Origin of the sequence: Treponema maltophilum ATCC 51939 (assembly GCF_000413055.1) — a bacterium.
GTDB lineage: Bacteria > Spirochaetota > Spirochaetia > Treponematales > Treponemataceae > Treponema_C > Treponema_C maltophilum.
Genome location: NZ_KE332518.1, coordinates 217,598 through 239,405 on the forward strand (window position 1 = coordinate 217,598; position 21,808 = coordinate 239,405).

18 protein-coding genes are annotated in these 21,808 nt (G+C 47.7%); 11 read left to right on the plus strand and 7 right to left on the minus strand.

What is annotated here, in order from left to right; translation table 11 throughout:
• Positions 1-11: 11 nt before the first annotated feature.
• The 7 genes from HMPREF9194_RS01005 to HMPREF9194_RS01035 all read left to right on the plus strand — a co-directional run bounded on the left by HMPREF9194_RS01005 (position 12) and on the right by HMPREF9194_RS01035 (position 8,440).
• Complete coding sequence (locus HMPREF9194_RS01005) at positions 12-1,001, plus strand: helix-turn-helix domain-containing protein (protein WP_016524497.1); 990 nt, start codon at positions 12-14, stop codon at positions 999-1,001.
• An 85-nt stretch (positions 1,002-1,086) separates the two neighbouring features.
• Entirely contained in the window at positions 1,087-2,013 is a 927-nt protein-coding gene (locus HMPREF9194_RS01010) for an ABC transporter permease (RefSeq protein WP_016524498.1), read from the plus strand.
• A complete protein-coding gene (locus HMPREF9194_RS01015) occupies positions 2,010-3,683 on the plus strand; it encodes a dipeptide/oligopeptide/nickel ABC transporter permease/ATP-binding protein (protein WP_016524499.1) in 1,674 nt (557 codons plus the stop codon). The genes HMPREF9194_RS01010 and HMPREF9194_RS01015 overlap by 4 nt, the downstream gene beginning before the upstream one ends.
• Positions 3,676-4,356, plus strand: coding sequence for an ABC transporter ATP-binding protein (locus tag HMPREF9194_RS01020; protein WP_016524500.1), 681 nt, complete (start codon positions 3,676-3,678; stop codon positions 4,354-4,356). Before HMPREF9194_RS01015 ends, HMPREF9194_RS01020 begins: the two co-directional genes overlap by 8 nt.
• 17 nt (positions 4,357-4,373) lie before the next feature.
• Positions 4,374-5,975 carry an ABC transporter substrate-binding protein gene (locus HMPREF9194_RS01025; protein ID WP_016524501.1) on the plus strand — a complete coding sequence of 534 codons (1,602 nt, stop codon included), beginning with the start codon at positions 4,374-4,376 and terminating at the stop codon, positions 5,973-5,975.
• A gap of 101 nt (positions 5,976-6,076) precedes the next feature.
• On the plus strand, positions 6,077-7,423 hold the full coding sequence (gene gdhA / locus HMPREF9194_RS01030; RefSeq protein ID WP_016524502.1) for an NADP-specific glutamate dehydrogenase: 1,347 nt from the start codon (positions 6,077-6,079) through the stop codon (positions 7,421-7,423).
• A gap of 81 nt (positions 7,424-7,504) precedes the next feature.
• Positions 7,505-8,440: a 1-acyl-sn-glycerol-3-phosphate acyltransferase gene (locus HMPREF9194_RS01035; protein ID WP_016524503.1), complete on the plus strand. Its 936-nt coding sequence runs from the start codon at positions 7,505-7,507 to the stop codon at positions 8,438-8,440.
• Positions 8,441-8,446: 6 nt separating this feature from the next.
• On the opposite strand, the gene hisD is transcribed toward HMPREF9194_RS01035, so the two are convergent.
• Both hisD and hisIE read right to left on the minus strand, forming a co-directional pair.
• Positions 8,447-9,787, minus strand: a complete 1,341-nt coding sequence (hisD, locus tag HMPREF9194_RS01040; RefSeq protein WP_016524504.1) for a histidinol dehydrogenase — start codon at positions 9,785-9,787, stop codon at positions 8,447-8,449.
• A complete protein-coding gene (hisIE, locus tag HMPREF9194_RS01045) occupies positions 9,784-11,118 on the minus strand; it encodes a bifunctional phosphoribosyl-AMP cyclohydrolase/phosphoribosyl-ATP diphosphatase HisIE (RefSeq protein WP_016524505.1) in 1,335 nt (444 codons plus the stop codon). The genes hisD and hisIE overlap by 4 nt, the downstream gene beginning before the upstream one ends.
• Before the next feature lie 106 nt (positions 11,119-11,224).
• Between hisIE and HMPREF9194_RS01050 the strand changes: the two genes are divergently transcribed.
• Positions 11,225-13,171 carry an RHS repeat domain-containing protein gene (locus HMPREF9194_RS01050; protein ID WP_016524506.1) on the plus strand — a complete coding sequence of 649 codons (1,947 nt, stop codon included), beginning with the start codon at positions 11,225-11,227 and terminating at the stop codon, positions 13,169-13,171.
• A 265-nt stretch (positions 13,172-13,436) separates the two neighbouring features.
• The gene (locus HMPREF9194_RS01055; protein ID WP_016524507.1) at positions 13,437-14,390 is read left to right on the plus strand and encodes a bile acid:sodium symporter family protein; all 954 of its coding nucleotides are present in this window, start codon (positions 13,437-13,439) and stop codon (positions 14,388-14,390) included.
• Positions 14,391-14,564: 174 nt separating this feature from the next.
• Here the strand turns inward: HMPREF9194_RS01055 and HMPREF9194_RS01060 are convergent, their stop codons facing one another.
• Together HMPREF9194_RS01060 and HMPREF9194_RS01065 are read right to left on the minus strand one after the other, a co-directional pair.
• Positions 14,565-14,969, minus strand: coding sequence for a hypothetical protein (locus HMPREF9194_RS01060; RefSeq protein WP_016524508.1), 405 nt, complete (start codon positions 14,967-14,969; stop codon positions 14,565-14,567).
• Positions 14,970-15,096: 127 nt separating this feature from the next.
• Positions 15,097-15,450: a hypothetical protein gene (locus HMPREF9194_RS01065; protein ID WP_016524509.1), complete on the minus strand. Its 354-nt coding sequence runs from the start codon at positions 15,448-15,450 to the stop codon at positions 15,097-15,099.
• Positions 15,451-15,640: 190 nt separating this feature from the next.
• Between HMPREF9194_RS01065 and pflB the strand changes: the two genes are divergently transcribed.
• Positions 15,641-17,881: a formate C-acetyltransferase gene (gene pflB, locus HMPREF9194_RS01070; RefSeq protein WP_016524510.1), complete on the plus strand. Its 2,241-nt coding sequence runs from the start codon at positions 15,641-15,643 to the stop codon at positions 17,879-17,881.
• A gap of 9 nt (positions 17,882-17,890) precedes the next feature.
• Positions 17,891-18,613, plus strand: a complete 723-nt coding sequence (gene pflA, locus HMPREF9194_RS01075) for a pyruvate formate-lyase-activating protein (protein WP_016524511.1) — start codon at positions 17,891-17,893, stop codon at positions 18,611-18,613.
• A 121-nt stretch (positions 18,614-18,734) separates the two neighbouring features.
• Here pflA and HMPREF9194_RS01080 read toward each other — a convergent pair whose 3' ends face one another.
• Genes HMPREF9194_RS01080 through HMPREF9194_RS01090 form a run of 3 tightly spaced genes read right to left on the minus strand, consistent with a single transcriptional unit; the run spans position 18,735 to position 21,783 of the window.
• Positions 18,735-19,565 (minus strand): carbohydrate ABC transporter permease, encoded by an 831-nt coding sequence (locus HMPREF9194_RS01080; RefSeq protein ID WP_016524512.1) that lies wholly within the window; start codon positions 19,563-19,565, stop codon positions 18,735-18,737.
• Positions 19,562-20,464 (minus strand): carbohydrate ABC transporter permease, encoded by a 903-nt coding sequence (locus tag HMPREF9194_RS01085; RefSeq protein ID WP_016524513.1) that lies wholly within the window; start codon positions 20,462-20,464, stop codon positions 19,562-19,564. Before HMPREF9194_RS01085 ends, HMPREF9194_RS01080 begins: the two co-directional genes overlap by 4 nt.
• Before the next feature lie 47 nt (positions 20,465-20,511).
• Positions 20,512-21,783: an ABC transporter substrate-binding protein gene (locus HMPREF9194_RS01090; RefSeq protein WP_016524514.1), complete on the minus strand. Its 1,272-nt coding sequence runs from the start codon at positions 21,781-21,783 to the stop codon at positions 20,512-20,514.
• Positions 21,784-21,808 lie beyond the last annotated feature (25 nt).

Below are 21,808 nucleotides of genomic sequence, written 5' to 3' on the forward strand. Positions count from 1 at the left end.
GGAGGATAACAATGCGATCGGCTTTGGCCATTAAACAAATAGACGACTATGATTATATATTGAGAGAGCAGTTCGGCTTTACGTGTGCGGACGGGGCCTGCTGTAAAACATACACAATTCCCGAAGAAATCGGGCGCGGAACCATCCGCAATATTTTTCCCTGCGGCAACGCCGGCCTTTCGATTATTCATATAAAACTGAAATATCCGCTTATAATGAATTATGACGGCTACGATTCCGCGTTTGAAACAACCTGCTGTTTTCGCGGTCACATCGCCTATTGCGAAACAGGCGTAATCGATACGTGTCTTTCTCCGAACGAGCTGGGCATTTACATAAAGCAAAAAAGCCGCGGCATGATGATGTATCCTTCCGGCGAAGAAATCTTGGCGGTTTCGCTGTTCGGGACGGGTGAATTTAAAAAGCTGCTTCCTTTTTGCCGCGAAGAAACAAAAGAAAAAACGAAAACCAAAGAAACGGACGGCTTGGTTCATTGGTTGATGAGACCGAAGAAAGTTGAAATCCCGCTGAAAAACCTGTTCAGACTTATTCTCGATACCTCAATCGACGCCGCCGCGCAGCCGCTGTTTTACGAAGGAATTGTAAAAACGCTTTTAACGCTGCTTTATCGGCGTTATATTTTAAATCCTTCGCGCGGTATTGTCGGAGCGGCAATGCCTTCGCCGGATTATGCGGCCGTTTTGTGCGCCCATGATATTTTATCAGAGCGCTACACCGACCCGCCGACCATTCCCGAATTGGCACGGCTCGTATTTTTAAACGAAAATCGTTTAAAACGCGGATTTAAAGAGCTGTTCGGGAAAACCATTCACCAATTTACCAATACGCTAAAAATGGAAACGGCGCAATCGTTATTGGAAGACGAGGATAAAACCGTCAGCCAAATTGCCTATGAAGTCGGTTATGTAAATGTGAGCCATTTTTCGCATGCTTTTCGGCAAATTTACGGTAAAAATCCGAGCGATTTTCGTAAACCATAAAATTCCTTTCGGGGTATAATTAATCCCGATCGGGGTAGAGAGCGGAACTCTTTCCGGCAAAAATAAACGAAAGAGGCCGCGAAGTATGGAAATTATAAAAAAAACGGCATACCTTTTGCTCGTTTTATTGTGCGTGTCTTTTTTGTCGTTTTTTTTGGCGAATATATCGCCGATTGATCCTGCCGAAGCCTATGCGCGCCGAATTTCGCGTTCCGCCGGCACGGAATTGATCGCTCAATATAAAAAAATTACGGGATTCGATAAAACGCTGCCCGAACAGTATTGGTCATGGATAAAGCGGGCAGCCCGTTTGGATTTCGGCGTTTCGTATATTACCAAAAAAGACATACGAACCGAACTGCGCAAAGCTTTGCCGGCAACATTGACCGTCGCCGTATGCGCGGCCGTTTTTATTATCGTTTTTTCCGTTCCGCTCGGCATAACGGCGGCTTTAAACAATGGCCGCTTTGTGGACAGGCTCATCGGCTTTTTTTCTTTTGTAAGTTTTTCCGTGCCCGGTTATTTTGCCGGCCTTTTGTGTTTACGGTATTTCGGCATGCATTTGCATTGGTTTCCGGTTATCGGGCACGGGCATATCGTCAGTGTGCTTTTTGCCGCGTTTGTACTTGCGCTGCCGATGATCGGCATGCTTACCCGGCTTTTGCGTTCGTTTTTATTGGAAAACGAAGATAAAGAGTACATTCAATACGCTAAAGCGCGCGGAATCGGCAGCCGGCACATTATGGCTCGCCATCTTTTGCGCAACGCGGCGCCCGTTCTTTTGACGCTGTGGGGGCAAAATATCGGCTATTTAATCGCGGGAACGGCAATCACGGAAAGTATCTTTTCAATTCCCGGCATCGGCATCTATGCATTGAACGCCGCAATCAACCGCGATTTTCCCGTTATCAACGCCTATCTTGTGCTGACGGCATTCGCGTTTGTCGTGTGCAACGGCGCGGCGGAATTTCTCGGCGCTGCGCTCAACCCCTTGCTGAGGAACCGCGCATGAAGAAAAAGATGAACGCGGCGCTTGTTGCAGGTCTCATTATGCTCTTGTTGATCGCCGCGGCAGCCGTTTTTTGCGGTGTGCTCGCGCCGAACAATCCGTATAAAATCAATATGAGCCTGCGTTTTGCCGGAAGCTCCGGCTCGATGCCCTTAGGTGCCGACGCGTACGGACGATGTGTTTTATCGCGGCTTATGTACGGCGCGCGCTATTCCATGGGACTTGCCGCGGCCGTCATCGGGAGCGTCGCGCTGCTTGCAACACCCTTGGGAATTCTGTGCGCATTCAGAGGCGGCATCGCGGACAAACTGTTCGTATTAAGCTGCGATATAAGTATGGCGATGCCGCCTGCGGTGCTGGTTCTCGCCGTTGTCGGCGTTATGGGAAACGGCTTGGCAAACCTGCTTATAAGCGCGGTTTTTGCCTATTGGGGCTGGTACGGCAGGATGGTGCGCAGCTATACGCAAAACGAAAGCGGCAAAACTTATATCGTTTACGCAAAAACCGCAGGGCTTTCGGCTTTAGGCATTGCGGCAAAACATATCTTTCCGAATATCGCGCCGAACCTTATTGTTTTGCTTGCTATGGGCATCGGGGATGCGGTGCTGATGATTTCGGGTTTTTCGTTTTTGGGGATAGGACTTCCTGCCGGTACTCCGGAATGGGGCGCGATGCTTTCGGAAGCGAAAAGCAGCTTGATTCAGTCGCCGCGTTTTGCCGTCTATCCGGGCTTATGCGTGTTGTTTTCCGTGTGCGCCTGCAATATTACGGGAGAAGGCTTGCGGCTGTTTTTTTCACCGTATCGCTCTCTTCGGCATCACAATTCCCGCTCGAGCGGCATTCAAGTCGAACGGGGATCCGTTATCGAAGAAAAAACGGATAGGAATACCGTCCTTTCCGCAGCCGATTTGTGTATTGAGTATCCGAATGAGCCGGTTAAAATATGCAATGTTAATTTTTCGATTAAGAAGGGAGAAATCTTTGCTTTAATCGGCGAAAGCGGAAGCGGCAAAACTTCCGTTTGTAAAGCGATTCTCGGTTTGCTTGAGGGACAGGCACTGCAAAGCGGAAGCATTCTTTTGTGCGGCAGGGAACTGCTGCCGCTGGCTCAAGATGAACATCGGCGTATAAACGGAAGAGATATCGGCTATATAATGCAAAATCCGCACGCCGCGCTTGATCCGTGCATGAAGATAAAAAATCACTTTATAGAAACAATTAAAGCCCACCTTCCCTGCAGCATGCGCGACGCCTTTTACATAGGGTGCGAACGGCTGCGGAAAGCGGGACTTTACGAAGCCGCGCGCATTATGGAAAGTTATCCCCACCAATTGAGCGGCGGTATGCTTCAACGGGTTATGATTGCCATAGCTTTTTCGCTGCAGCCGGTACTCTTGGTTGCCGATGAGCCGACCGGAGCGTTGGATGCTTATAACAGCCGCCTTATCACCGATTTGCTCGTAAAAACGGCCGAAACCTCTCATACGACGGTGCTTTTTGCTTCGCATGATATGAATGCCGTGGAAAACATCGCCGACACTGTTGCCGTGATGAAAAACGGCAAAATCGTCGAATACGGTGCAGCGAAAAAGATTCTTCAATCGCCGCGTCATGCGTATACGGCGGAACTGCTGGCCGCATCGCGCTTGGGAAAGGAGGCGGCCCATGCTTGAAGTAAAACATATAAGTATGCATTATCGGTTACGCGGCCGAGACGGAGGTTCGGTACAAGCGCTCGACGATATTTCATTAACGGTTAAAGACGGGGAAACGGTCGCCCTGATGGGAGAAAGCGGCAGCGGGAAAAGTACGCTGGTGCGTTTAATCTGCGCCTTTGAAAAACCGACGGCCGGCAGCGTTTTTTGGGACGGAACGGATATTTTCGCGCTCGCACGTAAAAGGACTTTGTATAAAACCGTTCAGCCGGTTTTTCAGGATAACTTAAATTGCTTTGATCCGCGGCAAAAAATAAAAAAAAGCCTTTTCGAACCGCTGCGGAATTATTACCGGCTGTCCGAAAAAGAATGCGCGGAAAAATTGCTTCCGCTTTTGACTGCGGCGAATATTCCCGAATATCTTTTGGAAAAATATCCGCATGAATTATCGGGCGGACAGCAAAAACGGATATGTATTATCCGCGCGCTGTCCGTCGCTCCGAAACTGGTTATCTTGGACGAAGCGACCGCCGGGCTTGACCCGACGGTTATGCTTCATATTCTTGAGTTGTTAAAGCGGCTGCAAACCGAAACCGGATGCGCGTATTTGTTTATCACGCACGATTTCAGCGCAGCTTCTTTTATGACCGAAACAATTGTTTCAATAAAAGCCGGAAAAATACCGGCGTAATATAAAGGGGTGTTATTATGGTTATAAGAAAAATGCGGTATATCGCAGTGTTATTCGCGGTACTGGTACTGATTGCCCTTTCGGGATGCAAAAATGCGTCGTCAAAAACCGGCGCGAGCGATCTTGTCGTGGGCGATTCCGTCGCTTTTGCCAGCTATGATCCATACGGAATAATGGACGGACTCGGTTTTACCCATTATTCCGAATTGGTGTATGAAACGCTTGTCCGGTTTGAGGATGGAAAAGTCAAGCCGGCTCTTGCCGAAACATGGGAACACGACGAACACACGTGGACCTTTCATCTGCGCCGCGGAGTTGCGTTTACGGACGGCACGCCGTTCAACGCGCAAGCCGTAAAGACAAATATCGAAAAGATACGGGAATTTGTCGGAGAATACTTGGGCTATTACGGAGCCGTTTCACGCATAAGCGAAGTGGATGCTCCGGATGAATATACCGTCCGTTTTTATTATGAAAAACCGTACTATACCGTTTTACAGGAACTGAGCGCATTGGCCTTCGGCATGCTTTCTCCCAAAATGTTTGAAAACGGCAACAACCCCTACGGTTCCGTTCTTTCGGATACGGCGGGAACCGGCCCGTATGAACTTAAGGCGGCACATTGCACGGAAGGACAAACCTATCGTTTTACGAAAAATCCGTCGTGGTACGGCGAAAATCGGGGACCCGATTCTTTTACCGTAAAAATCATACCGGATGAAGACAGCCGCATGCTCGCGCTCAAAGCCGGCGAAATCGATGTACTGTTCGGCTCGTATCAAATCACCTACGATATGCTGAATCAGATCGCAAACGATGAGGCGCTTTCCGTGAAATTTTCCGACAGAACGTATATTACGAGGAATCTGTTGCTGAATGCGTCTTCGCCTCTTACAAAAGACAAGCGGCTGCGCACGGCGATTGAACATGCGATCGATAAAAATGAAATTATCAATACCGTGTTATACGGAAAAGAAGTAAAAGCGGATACGCTGTTTACGCGCGATACGCCGAATTGCGATATCGAATTGACGCCGTATGAATACGACAAAGACTTGGCGGCTGCTTTGCTCGACCAAGCCGGATGGACCGATATGAACGCGCAGGGAATAAGAATGCGCAACGGAACGCCGCTTCGTCTGAGGGCGATTTATCAAAGTTCAAAACCGCTCGACGAACAAATACTTACGGCCGTAAAAGGGCAGCTGGCGGACATCGGCATCGACCTTGTTTTGCAGGGCTATGAAACGATGACGTGGTTCGAAACGGGTATGGACGGCGCATTCGAAATATCCGTCAATGACACTTACGGCTTTCCGCAGGATCCGCAAGTATTTTTAACCGCCATGGTCGACGACGGGCTTGATAAAACTTCTCAGCAGGGTTTGGCGCAAAAAGCGCAAATCGATGCCTGCATTGCCGACATGATGAGTACCGTAAACGAAGATGCGATACGAGAAGATTACCGTTATATTTTAACGACGCTGCACGACGAAGCCGTGAATGTGCCGCTTTCTTACGCAAAAGAAATGATTGTGTACAATTCGAAAAAAGTAAAAGATTTTTCTTTTGCCGACGACTCGTTCAGCTTTGACGTCGCACGGATTTTGATAAAATAGCGGATATTTTTGCCGACTTTCGTTCATGCTGAAGTCCTTGAGCGCACTTGTACAGTAAAAGCTCTTGTGATAAAATACGCACATTGTACAGCGAGGTAATCATGAAAAACGCATATGTTCAAAGAGTATGGAATCAAGTGCAGGCGAAAAATGCGGCCGAGCCGGAATTTTTGCAAGCGGTTCGCGAAGTGCTTGAAACGCTGGAAGTCGTTGCCGAAAAGATGCCGGAACTCGAACGGAACGCTGTTTTGGAGCGCTGTGTCGAACCCGACCGCACCGTTATATTCCGTGTTCCGTGGATCGACGACAAGGGCACGGTTCAAGTGAACCGGGGCTACCGCATTCAGTTTAACGGAGCGATCGGCCCGTATAAAGGCGGCATCCGCTTTCATCCGTCCGTCAATTTGAGCATATTGAAGTTTTTGGGCTTCGAACAGACTTTTAAAAACAGCTTGACGACGCTGCCCATGGGCGGCGCAAAGGGCGGTGCCGATTTTGATCCTCACGGGAAAAGCGACGGCGAAGTTATGCGTTTTTGCCAATCGTTTATGACCGAACTGTACCGCCATATCGGCCCCGACACGGATGTGCCGGCAGGCGATATCGGGGTGGGCGCCCGCGAAATCGGCTATATGTTCGGCCAATACAAGCGCATACGCAACGAATTTACGGGCGTGCTTACCGGAAAGGGGCGCTCGTACGGCGGCTCGCTCATCCGTCCCGAAGCAACCGGCTACGGCTTGGTTTACTTTGCCTCGAATATGCTCGCCGTCAAAAACAAAACGCTTAAAGGCTTGCGCTGTGCCGTTTCGGGAAGCGGCAACGTTGCGCAGTTTGCCGTGCAAAAGCTTATTCAGTGCGGGGCAAAACCGCTTACGATGTCCGATTCTTCGGGCTTTATTTACGATAAAGACGGCATAGACGCCGAAAAGCTTGCGTTTATACAGGACCTTAAAAACGTTAAGCGCGGCCGCATAAGCGAATATGTTAAAGCATACCCGAATGCCGAATATACTGCAGGAAAGCGTCCGTGGGCGGTAAGCGTCGATTGCGCTTTCCCGTGCGCGACGCAAAACGAATTGTCGGTCGACGATGCGCGTTCCCTTGTCGCAAACGGTGTGCAGCTGGTTGCCGAAGGCGCCAATATGCCGAGTACGCCTGATGCCGTTGCCGTTTTCCAAAAGGAAGGCGTGTTGTTTGCACCGGGCAAAGCGGCCAATGCCGGCGGCGTTTCCGTATCGGGTCTTGAAATGAGTCAGAATTCCATGCGCTATTCGTGGTCGCGGGAAGAAGTCGACGCAAAATTGAACGGCATTATGAAAGACATTCACGATAATGCTTACGGCGCCGCCGAACGTTTCGGCATGAAAGGCAATTACGTTGCCGGCGCCAATATTGCCGGCTTTTTGAAAGTCGCCGAAGCGATGATCGCTCACGGTGTCGTATAGATTCCGATAAGTCCGATAAACTTGACAGTATACGTCTTCAGGGATATCCTATAATCATAAAACCGCACAGGAGATGCCGCTATGGATCCGATGCCGCTTGCACAGCGCTACGCACACATGTTTGCCGATTTAAAACGCTTGGCTAAAGCCGCCGATAAAATCGATAATACGAATGTTTACCAGGAAGCGAATAAGGCGACCCGCCGGTTTATGGATGCGATGCTTGCGGAAAATCTGCTCGAAGGTTCGCATCTTGAAAATCTGCATAATTTTGAAGCGTTTTTCCGCGCCATACAGGAAGGCAAGCGCGGACTTTTGCTCGTCGAGCATTTCAGCAATATGGATTTGCCGGCTTTGTGTTATTTGCTCGAACATTGCGGAAAAGACTTCGGGCCGGCTTTGTCCGAACGGATTGTCGCGATCGCCGGCATGAAGCTGAACGAAGCGAACCCGATGGTAAAAGCATGGGCCGAAGCGTTTACGCGAATCGTCGTGTATCCGAGCCGAAGCCTTGCCGCTATAGAAGATCCGGTCGAGTTTGAAAAAGAAAGCGCCAAAAGCCGCGCGATAAACATGGCCGCAATGCGCGCGCTCGATAAATGCAAAAAGCAGGGAAAGGCGGTTCTCGTATTTCCCAGCGGCACCCGCTATCGGCCCGGTCAGCCTGAAACGCGCGAAGGTTTGCGCGAAATCGATTCGTATCTGCGGCTCTTCGATGTGATGATTTTGGTGTCGACGAACGGCAGCTGCCTCAGAATAAGTCCCGACAACCCCGAAGATATGCTTGCCGACCTTGTGTACGAAGATGTCGTCATCATGACCGCGAGTCCCGTTATCGCTTGCAGGCAGTTCCGCGATGAAGCTATGGCCGAAGCCCCCGCCGACATGGAAGACAAAAAGAATTTTGTCGTGCAAAAAATCATGCGTATGTTAAAAGAGCAGCACGACGCTCACCAAGACGAATATCTTCGGCTGTACAAAAAGGTAACGGGAAAAGACTCGGACTATTACGTTTAAGAACCTTTACGATTGCAGGCGTACATCCGCCGCACGGGCATGCGCATACAAGCCTTCGGCCTTTCCCAATTCAAATGCCGCTTTAAACGAATCTTTCACGCCTTTCGGAAGTTCCGCTTTGTTTTCCGCCGCGCGCAGCGTCGTTGCCGTTTTTAAAAAATGCCTGACCGAAAGACCGCCGGTAAAACGCGCCGAGCCTGAAGTGGGCAGCGTGTGATTTAAGCCTGCGGCGTAGTCGCCGAGCACTTCGGCGGCAAAGCAGCCGATAAAAAGCGAGCCGTAATTGTGCAAAAGGGCGGCAATCTCGTCGCGCTTTTTGCCTTCGTTCAGTGCGAGTTCCAAGTGTTCCGGCGCTTTGCGGTTTGCAATGTCGGCGGCTTGCTCGAGCGAGTCGGTTATAATAATGAGTCCGTGCCGCTTAATGCTTTCGGCTGCGGTTGGCGCCGTCGGGAGCAGGGCAAGCCGCTTTTCAAGCTCTTTGTTTACTTTTTCTGCAAAGGTTTTCGAAGGCGTTGCCAAAACCGCCTGCGCGTCCGCATCGTGTTCGGCTTGTGCAAGTAAATCGGCGGCGACCCATTCGGCCTTTGCATCTTTGTCGGCGATGATAAAAACTTCGGTGGGGCCCGCGACAAGGTCGATGCCCGCATCGCCCGTGATGAGGCGTTTTGCTTCGGCAACGTATTTGTTGCCCGGTCCTGCGATAACGTCGCAGCGGGGAATGCTTTGAGTGCCGTAGGCCATGGCGGCTATTGCCTGTGCGCCTCCGACGGCAAATACGCGGCCTACCGAACAGATGGAAGCCGCAGCCAAAATACCTTCGTCGGCCCATGGTGTCCGTTTTTCGCTGCGGCCCGTTTTCGATCCAGCTTTAGGGGGCGTACATAAAATGATTTCTTTGCAGCCTGCCGCCTTTGCGGGGCTTGAAGTCATAACGACCGAAGACAAAAGCGGAAAACTTCCGGCGGGAACATAGAGGCCCGCACGTTCGACGGGAATGTTTTTTTGACCGGTAAAAAGTCCGTCCGTCAATTCGATTTCAAAATCGGTAAAACATTCCTTTTGCTTATATGCGAACTTTAGCGCCAAATCGCGCGAACGGCACAGGGCGTCGTATACGGACGTTTTATTTTTACGCAAATTGTTTTCGCATTCTTTTAAATCGGCGTAGGGAATCTCAAAGCTGTCCGGATCGGCGCGGTCGAATTTTTTTGCAAATTCATGAAGCGCCGCGTCTCCGTTTTGTTTTACTTCATCGAGTATGTGCTGAACGGCAGAGCGTACGTCGGACGCAAATGTCCGCGGCGCGAAAAAAGACTGATCGAGCGCGTCCGCTTTTATAAGGGTCATTTTTTATGCCTCCGGTCAAGTTCGTCGTAAACATCCTGCCAGCGCACGTTTTCGCGGTGCAGCAGTACGCCGATAAAATACATAAGGTCGGCGGCTTCCCACACGACTTCGTCTTTTCCGTTCGCTTCGATAAGTTCCTGCGATTCTTCGGCAATCTTTTCGCGCACGCGTTTGTCGTCGAGCGTTGCCGTATACGAACCCGGCGTCGGGTGCGCAAAACGTTCGGCGATGATGTTTTCGAGGCGTTCCAAATTCGATTTCGCGCCGGCTTCCGACGAAAAGCAAGTCCAGCTTCCCGTGTGGCAGACGGGGCCGGCAGGTTCGACGACGGCAAGTACCGTATCGCGGTCGCAGTCCGCCCGCATTTTTACAACCGACAGCGTATTACCCGACGTTTCGCCCTTTGTCCACAGGCAGTTGCGGCTGCGGCTCCAAAAGGTGAGTTTTTTGGTGTCGAATGTTTTTTCGAGCGCGGCGCGGTTTGCAAAGCCGGTCATAAGCACTTCGCCTGCCGTACTTTGCGCGATAACGGGAATAAGACCGCCCGTGTGTTTTTCGGCTTTGTCCCAATTCAGGCAGGCGATAAAGCAATCTTTCAGTTTGACCGCGCCCGTATAGAGCGCCATGCCGAGCTGAACGTCGACGCCCAGTTTTTCAAGTTCTTCGACTTCCCGCACGGTGCTGACGCCGCCTGCAGCCGTCAGCCGACACCGGACGGCCTGCCGCAGCGACCGCACGGCTTCCATATCGGTTCCGCCCATGCAGCCTTCTTTTTCGACGCAGGTAAAAAGCAGTTCGCCCGCATATTTTTCGGCCGCGCGGGCTCCGTCCAAAAGCGGAATGCCGCTCGATTGCGTCCAGCCTTTTACGCTGATGATGCCGTCGCGCGCGTCGACTGCGATGATAATACGCTGTTTGCCTATAGCTTTAACCAGTTCATCCAAAAAATTCGTGTTTAAAACCGATTGCGTACCGGTATCACTCTTGCGGCTTTCGCCCCCTCCGGCGAAGGCTGCCGAACCTATGATAACCTTTTCGGCGCCCAAAGAAATCAATTCTTTTGCGCGTTTTACGGTGCGGATGCCGCCTCCTGCGCGCATATTGCCCTTGCGCAAAAGGCGTGCAAGCAGCGCGGAATTGGGCGTTTGTCCTTTAAGCGGGCCTTCGTCCGTATGGGTTAAGGCGGCGTCCAAGTCGATAACGGCCGTTTCGCCGTATATATTGAATTCGGCGGCCAAAGAATCGGCGTCGGTGCGCGAAAGCACCGGCTCTTTCCCGTTTTTAAGTTGAACGACCTTTCCGCCTTTTAAGTCAATCGATGAAATAACCATGCCGAAAGTATATAAAAAAAAGAGGGGGCAAGCAAGTAGAAAATTCGGCGTGTACAAGAATATCTATAGGTGATATGATAATCAATACGATAAGGGGGATTATACAATGAAGAAAATCTTATCGGTATTGATTGCGCTTTTCGTATCGATACTTTGTTCGGCACAGAATTTTACTATTCCGAAAGCGGCTCTTAGCATCGGAAAAGGCGACCTTGTTCCGAGTCTTGTTTCCGGACAGGTAATTTATGCAACTGGAGACGCAAAAGCAAATACCGGATCTTCTATGCATATTCCTGCAGAACTGGCAAACGGTGTTGTAATTGTACGTTACCGAGTCGATTATTATTATAAAAATAAAATTCACAGTATGTATTATCAATTGTTATATTCGAATATAATCCCCGATCTGAAATTCAATCAAGCAAGTATGGAAAATCCGATTCCTGTCGAAGCAAATGAAAAGCTGGGTATCGGTAATGATACGGTATTTGTTGTTATTCGTGTTGCGGATTTGGATCCTCACCTTGTTTTATGTGCGCAACGCTTACCCTTGCAAATCGGTCCGTATTGGTATTACGGAGAGGAGAGCCTCCTAGCCGGTACGGCCAAATATCTTACGTTCCGTCCCCTTTTGTCAAAACACGATACGATAGTGTTTCCGGATGGCATTTTACAAAGCCTTGAAGATATTGTTACAAAAACAAATTCTTCCGGTGCCGATACATTCCCGACCGTACCTATAAAAATTAAAACCGTAATGAACGCTTATCCCATACAAAAACATCCGATTATCGATGCGAGTGAAAAAATTATTCAAAATCAATATCTTAACAACTTAAATCTGGAAGCTCTTGTTGAATTTGACGGCCTGAAGATACATATTTATTTCCCTGAAAATTTTGCCCAATATTTCAGCACAGAATATAAACTCGGCGATCCGATTTGGTTTTACGGAAATATTGTGTATGTGATGAACAATGAACTTCATATGTACGGCCGCGATTTTGTTTTAGAAGATCCGGATGAAATCGTAATCCAAAGACAAAACCTGATTATTCAAATGAGCCGTCAAACTGAAAACCTTCAGGCAGCCCAAAAGGGCGAAAAAGAAGATAGCTTTGTAGATGTTACACAAACAATTCCGAAAGGCGGTTATGCAACCTATAAACGTTTTTTTATAAAGGATGACGCTACCGGCAAATTTAATGAAGACACGGCAAATATTGAAGAAAATCATTTTGATAAAAACGGAAACAGAGTTGCCCGCATGATGTGGTATGACAAAACGGGTATGGTTCGCAATACACAAACTTTTAAATATGATAAAAAAGGACGCTTGGTTGAAATTTGTTTTTACGATTCGAAAATGTTTAAAGAAGACGGCAGATGGAAAGTCGATCCGAAACGCAGCCGAATTTTTAATAAAGACACAACGGTTTATACAGACACAAAAGACGGAACCGATGCGGTTACAACGGCCGTCCGCTACAGCTATGCGCCGACAACGGAACACCCGGACTACATTAAACACGAAAAATACAATAAGGCCGGAAAACCGATTCGCAGTGAAACAATATACGAGCAAGATGCGGCACCCGCTTCCCTTTGCGAATACGATAAATTTGGAAACATATTGTATAAAAAAGACAATACCGATAAAGACTTTGAATATAAATTTGAATACGTGTACGCCGGTGAAAAGATTATAAAAGGAATCGGAAAAAATCTTTTAGAAGGAGAGGTATTCGAATGGACCTGTGAATATGACAAAAAAGGTAATGTCATTCAAAAAACATATCCTAATCTGGTGTACAATTATCGATACAATAAAAGCGGAAAGCTTATTGAAATGACCTGTAAAGATAAATACGGAAACGTAAAAGATCGTAAAATATATCGTTATGATAAAAAAACAGGCATTCAGGTTTTGGAAATTGAAGATACCGATTACGACACATTTAAAATCTGCCGATTTTGGTATGTTGAATTTTCGAAAAATAATTGGAAAGACGATTTAGATCCTTGGTTATTGGCAAAAGAATTGACCGAGTAAATTGCGCAGCAATAGAATTTGCTCAAAAGTCCGATTATGAAAACAGAGGCATCGCTTGTAAGGCGCGTCTTCCATTCGATCTTTGATGATAAGTTCAATAGCATTTTTTGTTATTATCCGAAATGGAAAAAGCGGAATTGGACGTTTGTCCTTTAAGAGCGCCATCGAAAGCACAGTTTGAAATCGTTCGTCCGCTTTACATTACCGTTTAATTTATGCTAAAATACTTTAGTATAATTAAAGACGCATAAAGGATGTAATTAGTATGAAATTTCTTGAAAAGCTGAGCGATTTTTTCGGTAAGTGGATGGCGCTCATCGTCATCGCGGTTGCCGCGCTCGCGCTCTTTGCACCGCAAACTTGTCTGTGGATTAAAACGAGCTGGATAAATTGGCTGCTCGGCATTGTCATGTTCGGCATGGGGCTTACGCTCAAGGTGAGCGATTTTAAAGTCGTGTTCAGCCGGCCGAAAGATATCATCATCGGTTTTATCGCGCAGTTTACGCTCATGCCGCTTATCGCGTTCGCTTTGACAAAAGCATTCAGTCTGCCGACGGAAATCGCCGTCGGCGTTATCCTCGTCGGCACTTGTCCCGGCGGCACGTCGTCGAACGTCATGACCTATCTTTCCAAAGGAGACGTTCCGCTGTCGGTCGGCATGACCGCGGTATCGACGCTGTTCGCGCCGCTTATGACGCCGCTTTTGACGCTCCTGTATGCCGGACAGCGTGTCGATGTCAATGCCGTCGCGATGTTTTTATCGATTGTAAAAGTCGTGCTCGTGCCGATTACGCTCGGTTTAGTGTGCAATTATTTTTTCGAAAAAGCGACGCGCGAGATCGTGCGTATCCTTCCGCTTATTTCGACGATCGCGATCATCATGATTATTGCGAGCGTCGTATCCGCGAATTCCGCGCGGCTTAAAACGGTCGGCCTTATCGTCGTGCTTGTCGTTATCCTTCACAATCTGCTCGGCTACGCGGCGGGATACGGTGTCGGAAAATTACTGCGTCTCAACACGACCAAATGCCGTGCCCTTTCAATCGAAGTCGGTATGCAGAATTCGGGACTTGCAACATCGCTTGCCGCGACGCACTTTGCGCAGTATCCGCTTGCGACGATTCCGGGTGCCGTGTTCAGCGTGTGGCATAATATTTCGGGCGCCGTGTATGCGAACTTCCTCGCAAGCCGTCATCCCGATCGCAACGCGGCTAAGTAAATTCAAAGAGCCGTTGCATATAAAATCAAGGAAACTGTCCGAAAACTGCAGGCCGATAGGCTTACAATTTTCGGACAGCCCCCGCTATCGAATTCGGCTATCGGCAAAAGAATTGACCGAGTGAATCGCGCACCTATACAATGTCGGAGCGCGAAATGCCCGATATTCAATCTGTCAGAAAGAGATGGTTTCCACCTCTTCTTTGGTGAGGCCGGTGGCCTGCATTATCTTTTGAACGGAATCGCCGAGTTGTTTTAGTATCTTTGCCGTTTTAAGTTTTGTTTGATAGGCACCTTTTTCAAAGCCTATTTTCTCCCCTATAACTGCGCCCTCTCTGAGTAAATCATCTTTATGAATATTCAATGACATATACAAGCTCCTGAACTTTTCGTTGCTTTTGGTCGTTTCAACAAGTTCGTCAATGCTCTGTGTAAAATGACTTGTTGCCTGTTTTTTGCAAAGATAGCGCAGCAACGCATGCAATTCGTCGTCTTTTTCTTTGTCGTACGCACTTGCATTATAAAATACTTTTGTTGTTTTGTCAGGTCTGAAAAACGTACTTCCCTGTACGTTTTTCATTACGAGTTTCGTCCGGCATTCGCCTACCGAAACATCGCAGTTATACGGCTTTCCCGGCGTCCGTGCCGGAACCGACTATGTGTTTTTAGGAGTGAGCAATTTTTCAAAATTGCGAACCGTAACGTAATTATCCGCGATGTTTTGCGTCGGCAAAACTCGGCGTTACAGTGAGCGGCGCTATATTAGACGCTCGCTGTAACCGTGTGCGTTTGGGCAGGTCGGGCGGAATTGAAGTTTGAATTTCAATATCGAAGACGCGCGAAGATTCGGCGACATAGACGTCGAGGCGAATCCCCTTACTCTCGTAGAACGGGGCAATCGTTTTCTGTAAAGATGGGTATTCAATTTTGCCGACTTTGATGTGCAAGAACCGTTCCAGTACGCCCTTGCAGACAGGCTTATGTTTCATGATGGTACCGAACATAAAGTCATCGGTAAAAGTCAGCTCATCTACGCTTTTGTAACGTGGCAGATAATCCATACACGTCTCCTTGTAACATAGTTTTAAGCAGGTAACTACTCATCTATAGTTATAGGCGCAGAGAATAAAAAAAGCGGAGTTTTTTGTTGCTTCCGTTCATGCCGAGTTGTTGAGAAAAATTCGCTTTTTTATTGACTTGATTTGTTAGTCTCACTATATTATGTGTATCTTATGTTAAGGAGTGCCCGACGTGAATATTAACTCGGACTATTTTAAGGATTTTAACGGCGAATATTGGCGCACGGAAATCGATGTGCGCGACTTTATTCAGCACAATTATACACCGTACACGGGAGACGATACCTTTTTGCAGCCGCCTACAAAGCGGACGCTTGCCGTATGGGACAAGCTTAAAGAAATGTTCAAAGAGGAAACGAAACGAGGCGTGTACGATGCGGAAGTAAAAATACCGCAAGGCATAGACGCCTACGGGCCCGGCTATATTTCGAAAGAAAACGAAGTTATCGTCGGACTGCAGACGGACGCCCCGCTTAAGCGCGGTATTTATCCTAAGGGCGGCTGGCGCATGGTCGAAAAATCGCTGGAAGCCTACGGTTTTACGCCCGATCCGGTAACGAAGGAGATCTTTACCAAGTACCGCAAAACGCACAACGACGGCGTTTTTTCGGCTTATACCGAAGACATGCGGGCCGTCAGAAAATCGGGTATTATTACGGGGCTTCCCGATGCCTACGGACGCGGCCGTATTATCGGCGATTACCGCAGAATAGCGCTGTACGGCGTAGATGCGCTTATCGAAGAGCGCAAGCAGGCGCTCGACCAGTTGGACGTGTACGAACTTTCCGAATCGGATATCCGTTACCGTGAAGAAATCAGCGAACAGATAAAATCGCTTGAAGCATTTGTACGCATGTGCGCGAGCTACGGTTTTGACGTACGCCGCCCCGCCCAAAATGCGCGCGAAGCGGTGCAGTGGCTGTATTTCGGCTTTCTTGCGGCGACAAAAGACCAGGACGGTGCGGCGATGTCTTTGGGACGTACCTCCACGTTCCTGGATATCTTTATCGAAAAAGACATTGCCGACGGAAAACTGACCGAAAGCGAAGCGCAGGAATTAATCGACCAGTTCATCATCAAACTGCGCATTATCCGCTTTTTGCGCACGCCCGAATACAACGAGCTTTTTTCGGGAGATCCCACTTGGGTTACCGAATCCCTTGGCGGCATGGGCGTAGACGGCAGAACGCTTGTTACGAAAACGTCGTTCCGCTATTTGCACACGCTGTATAACTTGGGGCCGGCGCCCGAACCGAACATGACCGTGCTTTGGTCGAACCATGCGCCTGAAAATTGGAATAAATTCTGCGCGCGCGTTTCAATCGAAACCTCTTCGATTCAATACGAAAACGACGATTTGATGCGCCCCGAATTCGGAGATGACTACGGTATCGCGTGCTGCGTTTCGCCGATGAAAATCGGCAAGCAAATGCAGCTTTTCGGCGCACGCGCCAACTTGCCCAAGTGTTTGCTCTACGCTATCAACGGCGGACGCGACGAAAAATCGGGTGCGCAGGTTGCGCCGGCATTTAAACCGATCACGTCCGAATATCTTGACTACTGCGAAGTTATGGATCGCTTTGAGCAAATGATGAAATGGCTTGCCGGCGTGTACATGAACGCGCTCAAAGTCATTCACTACATGCACGACAAATATTCGTACGAGTCTTTTGAATTGGCGCTGCACGATGCGGATGTCGAGCGCATTCAGGCGACCGGTATTGCGGGCTTGGCGATCGTTGCCGACTCTCTTGCCGCAATTAAAAACGCGAAAGTAAAGGTTATCAGAAACGAAGACGGCCTTGCCGTGGATTTTAAGCGCGAAGGCAGCTATGTTCCGTACGGAAACGACAACGACGAAACCGACCAGCTTGCGGTTATGGTTGCGCGCAAATTTATGAATTATTTGCGCCGCCACGAAACCTACCGCCACGCAAAAGCGACGCAGTCGGTACTGACGATTACGTCGAACGTCGTGTACGGCAAAAAAACGGGCGCCACTCCGTGCGGGCGCTGCGCATACGAGCCGTTTTCGCCCGGTGCCAACCCGATGAACGGACGCGATACCAACGGCGCCATTGCCGCACTTTCGTCGGTTGCAAAGCTTCCGTTTGAAGACATCGGCGACGGTATTTCGTACACCTTTGCGATTGCACCGAACGCGCTGGGCAAACAGGAAAATATCCGCGTGGACAATTTAACGAACCTGCTGAAAGGCTACTTTGAGCCGGACGGCGGCCAGCACTTAAACGTCAACGTGTTCGACCGCAAGCTTTTGGAAGACGCTATGGCCAACCCCGAAAAGTACCCGCAGCTTACGATTCGCGTTTCCGGCTACGCCGTAAACTTCGTTAAGCTGACGAAAGAACAGCAGCTCGACGTGTTGTCAAGGACTATAAACCAGTCGATGTAAACGTACGCTATGGCTTTTATTCACTCATATGAAAGCTTCGGCACGGTGGACGGCCCCGGACTACGCTATGTAGTGTTTTTACAGGGCTGTCCGCTGCGCTGCAAGTACTGCCATAACTGCGATACATGGCACCGTGAAGACGCACGCATTATCGAAACGGCGGAACAAACCTTCGAACGCGTCAAGCGGTACAAACATTATTACCTTTTCGCAGGCGGCGTAACCGTTACCGGCGGGGAGCCGCTCGAGCAAGCCGATTACGTGCGCGATTTTTTTAAACTGTGCAAACGCGATGTGCTTCATACCGCGCTCGATACTTCGGGCTATTATTTAAACGACACGGTAAAAAGCGCGCTCGAATACACCGACCTCGTTTTGCTTGACTTAAAATCGGCAACCGAAGAGCAGCACAAAGACTTAACCGGCGTTTCGCGCGAACCTGTTTTGCGCTTCCTCGATTACGTGTGTTCGATTAACAAGCCGCTGTGGATACGTCACGTCGTCGTTCCCGGCATCACCTATAACGAAGCCTATTTAAACAAGCTTGCCGATTTTATCAAAACGCTTCCCAATGTGGAAAAGGTCGACGTTTTGGCCTATCACACGATGGGCGTTTTTAAGTGGAAGCAGATGGGAATGAAGTACCCGCTCGAAGGTGTGCCGGCTCTTTCGCAAGAAGAATTTAAAAAAGCAAAGCAGATCTTTATCGATAAAGGATTGGCGGTAACGTAAAAGACGGCGCATAAAATTTGACGGTAAGCCCGCTTAAATGCTATACTTTTTGCGTGACAAAAAAGGCTTTTAGGTGCGTTTCGCTTAAAACTCAGCTTGCACTGATGCGCACTTTTATACTTTAAAGTTTGCTTCCCGATGTAGCAATTCCCGCTATAAACTGCTTTTGAAAAATAATATAAATAACAATCATCGGTAAACAAGCCAAAAAAGAAGCAGCCATCAATTCGGGATAGTTTGCGGTAAACTGTCCTTGCAGTTTTGCAAGAGCTGCCGAAAGCGGCATAGTGTTTTGATCCGTGTTAGCAACCAGCGGCCACATCAGTTCTTTAAATGCAAACAATGCGGTAAATATGCCGAGTGCAGTCATAGAAGATTTTACCAAAGGTGCCATAACAAATAAAAAAATACTACCGGTATTACAGCCGTCAAGCACGGCGGCTTGTTCAAGGTCTTTGGGCAGTGTCATAAACGATTGACGCAGTAAAAAAGTACCAAATGCAGTTACCAAACCGGGAAACAGCAGAGCAAACGATGTATTGAGCATACCCATTTTGCTGACAATCAAATACTGCGGAATAATAAAAATTTGCGGAGGCACCATCATTTGAAATAGCACGAGCGAAAAAGCGAGGTTTTTTCCTTTAAAATGAAGTCTACCCAACGCATAACCTGCTGTAGTTGCCGTAAGAACTGCACAGATAATTCTTTCGACAATCAGCAAGAGAGTATTCCAGTATAAGCGAACAAAATTCATTTTGGTCAGCACCGAAAAAAACGCATCGGTACGCCACACTGAGGGGAAAATAATAAAAGGATTAAGCTGTGTGGATTCGGATATCGATTTAAATGAAGTTAAAATCATCCATAGAAACGGAACGATCATAACAGCGGCACCGGCAATTAAAATACAATGAATTAAAACGGAATAAACAACGGAAGATTTTTTCATGTGTTATACAATACCCATTTTTTTTGTAAACGCAGTTGAATGCCCGTGATTACTAAAATAACGATGAGCAACAACAGTACAATAGCCGACCCATAGCCTTTATTTGATTCCATAAATGAATACCGGTAAAAGAGGTATACCAGCGATTGCGTTTTATAAAATGACGGAGAAGTTATATCGAGCATAACGTAAATGGAATCGAATACTTGCAATGCTCCGATAACCCGCGTTACGGTTATAAAAAACATAGTCGGCGATAAAAGCGGCAGCGTTATAAAAACAAATTGGCGTAGTTTGCTTGCCCCGTCTATTTCGGCCGCTTCATAATAGTCTTGAGGAATTTCCTGTAAGCCGGCTAAAAACAATACCATATTGTATCCGGTAATCGACCATATACCGACTATAGCTATCGAGATAAAAGCGGTAGACGGATTGGAAAGCCAATTGGCTGCAGAAAAGCCCATTAAGCGAAGCAAATGATTTAATAAACCGAATTCTGAATTGTACAGCCATCTCCACACCATGGCGACTGCAGCGGGGGCAGCAACCATCGGTAAAAAGAAAATAGTACGGTATATGCTTTTGCCGCGCATATTGCGATTAAGCAATACTGCCAGTATAACGGCAAAAACAATGGAAAAAGGAACCTCTACAACCGCATATTTAAAAATATTGATTAAAGCTTGCCATACCGTTACGTCTTGAAATAGTTTAACATAGTTGCCGAAACCAATGAATTTATTGCCGCGACCGAAAGCCCCCGTTTTAAAAAAACTTTGATATAAGGTTTGAAAAATAGGAATAATATTTAAAATGAGGAGCCCGCATACAGTCGGTAATAAAAACAACCAACCCCATAAAAAAGTATGTATATTCCGCTTTTTTATGCTTTTATTCACACTGTCTCCTAAAAAAGAGCCGGAAAAAAACCGGCTCTTTGTAAATTTTATTCTTCTGCCAGCAATTTGTTCATTTCACGGGCAATCTCGGGACACAGTGCGGCAGCCGTTTTTTTACCCGTCCATACATCAATCAGTTTTTGAATCGACATATCTTCCCATGCAACCGTTGATTTTGAATAAGGACGTATGACCATGTCATCCATCATAGTCAAGTATGCTTTAAGGTTGAATTTCGGATATGCGTTTACCCAGTTTTTGGTAGTACCTTTATATGCGGAAATAACAATACCCAAATCCGATTGCTTTGTTTGAGCTTCTTTTGATCCGAAATATTCAATGAGCGCCCATGCTTGTTCGGGGTACTTTGTATTTGAAGAAGCCGCCCACCCTAAACCGTTGTAAATGGAACAGCGCCTCCCGCTTGCCGTATCTTTAGGTAATACGGCGATGTCGCAGTGCGCTTTAACATAATCATTATTACACAGTTCCGGCAGCATCCATGAACCTTCGGTAACCATAGCGACTTTTCCCGCTTCAAACAAAGCTTCGCCGCGGTTTTCCACAATAACATTGTACGGCGGCATTGAACCGTCTTTTATAACTTGTTCTATAAAAGTTATCGCCTTTATTGTTTCGGCTTTATCGAAACCCGACTTCTTTTTATCCGCTGAAAGAATTTCGCCACCCATGTCGAATACGATATTGTACCAGCCGGCTTGATTGGTATCTGGTCGTATTACGCAACCATATTGGCTTCCGTCTTTTTTTGTCAGTTTTTTTGCCGCTTGACGGAAAGTATCCCATGTCCAGCTTTCATCAGGATATGCCAAAGCGGCTTTGTCGAACATGGTTTTATTGTACCACAATGCAATGGTGTCGATGTCCTTAGGAACGGCAAACTGCTTTTTACCGTAGTTATATAAAGCGGTAATATCCGAAGGGAATTGGCTTATGTCCAGTTTTTTGCTGTTCGCAATACGTTTTGTTAAATCCAACAACATGTTGTATTCTGCGTATTTTGAAAATTCATTTGAGTGCATCCAAAAAACGTCCGGTAAGGACCCTCCGGTTGCTCCGGCTTCAAGCATCGTCCAATACTGTTCCCACGGCGTAACTTGAATGGCCGTTTTAATCCCCGTTGCCGCGGTAAAATCAGCGGCAATTTTCGTTAAACCAGGTTCTTGATTTTTGTCCCAAATCGCAACCGTCAGTGTTACATCGCCCTTTGCCGCTGAAGCGGTATCTTGGCTGCCTCCGGCAAAAAGCGCATACGCGCACAAAAGGGCAACAACAATAGTCAAAATGCGTGTTTTCATTTTTTCCTCCTTCATTTTACGAAAA

Excerpts from the sequence above, each read along its gene's own strand:
- HMPREF9194_RS01005 (WP_016524497.1), top strand. The coding sequence starts at position 12 with ATGCGATCGGCTTTGGCCATTAAACAAATAGACGACTATGATTATATA.
- hisD (WP_016524504.1), bottom strand. The coding sequence starts at position 9,787 with ATGACCCTTATAAAAGCGGACGCGCTCGATCAGTCTTTTTTCGCGCCG.
- HMPREF9194_RS01035 (WP_016524503.1), top strand. The coding sequence starts at position 7,505 with ATGGATCCGATGCCGCTTGCACAGCGCTACGCACACATGTTTGCCGAT.
- HMPREF9194_RS01065 (WP_016524509.1), bottom strand. The coding sequence starts at position 15,450 with ATGGATTATCTGCCACGTTACAAAAGCGTAGATGAGCTGACTTTTACC.
- HMPREF9194_RS01050 (WP_016524506.1), top strand. The coding sequence starts at position 11,225 with ATGAAGAAAATCTTATCGGTATTGATTGCGCTTTTCGTATCGATACTT.
- HMPREF9194_RS01020 (WP_016524500.1), top strand. The coding sequence starts at position 3,676 with ATGCTTGAAGTAAAACATATAAGTATGCATTATCGGTTACGCGGCCGA.
- HMPREF9194_RS01055 (WP_016524507.1), top strand. The coding sequence starts at position 13,437 with ATGAAATTTCTTGAAAAGCTGAGCGATTTTTTCGGTAAGTGGATGGCG.
- HMPREF9194_RS01025 (WP_016524501.1), top strand. The coding sequence starts at position 4,374 with ATGGTTATAAGAAAAATGCGGTATATCGCAGTGTTATTCGCGGTACTG.
- HMPREF9194_RS01090 (WP_016524514.1), bottom strand. The coding sequence starts at position 21,783 with ATGAAAACACGCATTTTGACTATTGTTGTTGCCCTTTTGTGCGCGTAT.
- pflA (WP_016524511.1), top strand. The coding sequence starts at position 17,891 with ATGGCTTTTATTCACTCATATGAAAGCTTCGGCACGGTGGACGGCCCC.
- HMPREF9194_RS01080 (WP_016524512.1), bottom strand. The coding sequence starts at position 19,565 with ATGAAAAAATCTTCCGTTGTTTATTCCGTTTTAATTCATTGTATTTTA.
- gdhA (WP_016524502.1), top strand. The coding sequence starts at position 6,077 with ATGAAAAACGCATATGTTCAAAGAGTATGGAATCAAGTGCAGGCGAAA.
- HMPREF9194_RS01015 (WP_016524499.1), top strand. The coding sequence starts at position 2,010 with ATGAAGAAAAAGATGAACGCGGCGCTTGTTGCAGGTCTCATTATGCTC.
- hisIE (WP_016524505.1), bottom strand. The coding sequence starts at position 11,118 with ATGGTTATTTCATCGATTGACTTAAAAGGCGGAAAGGTCGTTCAACTT.
- HMPREF9194_RS01060 (WP_016524508.1), bottom strand. The coding sequence starts at position 14,969 with ATGAAAAACGTACAGGGAAGTACGTTTTTCAGACCTGACAAAACAACA.
- HMPREF9194_RS01010 (WP_016524498.1), top strand. The coding sequence starts at position 1,087 with ATGGAAATTATAAAAAAAACGGCATACCTTTTGCTCGTTTTATTGTGC.